The organism is Pigmentiphaga sp. NML030171 (assembly GCF_002188635.1).
Lineage (GTDB): Bacteria > Pseudomonadota > Gammaproteobacteria > Burkholderiales > Burkholderiaceae_B > Pigmentiphaga > Pigmentiphaga daeguensis.
The window spans coordinates 1-1,318 of sequence record NZ_NINX01000057.1 but is presented as its reverse complement, the minus strand read 5'-3'; the positions used below and the strand labels follow the sequence as shown (position 1 = coordinate 1,318).

Annotated in this window: 1 protein-coding gene and 1 other annotated feature; the gene reads right to left on the bottom strand. The window is 57.4% G+C overall.

What is annotated here, in order from left to right; all coding sequences use genetic code 11:
* Positions 1–33: 33 nt before the first annotated feature.
* A protein-coding gene (locus CDO46_RS27810; RefSeq protein WP_087841824.1) for an IS3 family transposase occupies positions 34–1,268 on the bottom strand; the annotation gives its coding sequence in 2 pieces (ribosomal slippage) (positions 34–980 and positions 980–1,268; 1,236 coding nt in all).
* Positions 874–990, bottom strand: a sequence feature (AL1L pseudoknot). Its footprint overlaps the gene before it by 117 nt.
* Positions 1,269–1,318: the final 50 nt, after the last annotated feature.

Below are 1,318 nucleotides of genomic sequence, written 5' to 3'. Positions count from 1 at the left end.
TGAATCACACCGGGAATCGCGGAGGCTGTTTTGTTAAAGTAAAACAGATTCCGCAGCGGATGCCGCGAGTTGTCGATAGTAACGCTCTTCGGCTTCTGCCGGCGGGATATCACCGATCGATCCGAGCAAGCGTTGGTGGTTAAACCAGGATACCCATTCCAGCGTTGCCAATTCCACTGCAGCCTTGGTCTTCCAAGGCGCCCGTCTGTAAATCACCTCCGTTTTGTACAGGCCGTTGATGGTCTCCGCTAACGCGTTATCGTATGCACTTCCGGTGTTGCCAACAGACGGATTGATTCCGGCTTCTCCCAGACGTTCGGAATAGCGAATTGACACGTATTGCGACCCGCGATCCGAATGATGGATAAGACCATCTGACTGACTGGGGCGCCGGTCGTACACGGCTTGTTCCAGAGCGTCCAGGACGAAGTCCGTCGTCATACTGCTGGAGGCACGCCAACCGACGATCCGCTTCGCGTAAGCGTCGATAACAAAGGCCACATACAGCCATCCCTGCCAAGTGGAAACGTAGGTGAAATCCGCCACCCAGAGCTGGTTCGGGCGATTCGCCTCGAAGTGGCGCCGTACCAGATCTTGCGGGCAGGCTGCTGCGCTATCGGGAACCGTGGTGCGAACCCGCTTGCCACGGCGCACCCCTTTAATGCCCAAGTCGCCCATCAGGCGTTCAACCGTACATCGTGCCACGCGAATGCTCTGGCGATTCATCTGCTTCCAGACCTTACGAGCACCATAGACGCGAAAGTTCTGCTCCCAGACTCGATGAATCTGCGGCTTGAGCTGTTCGTCGCGCTGGGCCCGCTGACTGCGTAGCTGGGGATTCCGACACCGGGCGGCATATCGCCTGTAGGCTGACGGGGCGACCTGCAATACCTTGCAAATCGGCTCGACCCCGTACAGGTCCCGATGCTGATCGATATAGGCGTTTACTTCTTCAGTTCGCGGTCGAGCGCCGCCTGGGCAAAAAAAGCGCTGGCTGACTTCAGGATCTCGTTGGCCCGGCGCAACTCTCGGTTCTCTTTCTCCAGCGCCTTGATGCGTTCGCGCTCCTCGGTCGTTACTCCAGGGCGCGCGCCACTGTCGATCTCTGACCGCTTAATCCAATCCAACAGGGTCGTCGGTGTGCAACCGATCTTCGGCGCAATCGATTCGACAGCCGCCCACAGCGAGCGGTATTCGTCCCGATGCTCCTGAACCAGCCGTACCGCACGTTCACGTACTTCAGGGGAAAACTTGTTGTTCTTGCTCATGGCTCCATTTTCTCAAGAATTGGAGCCTCCTCAAAAACCGGTTCGATTCA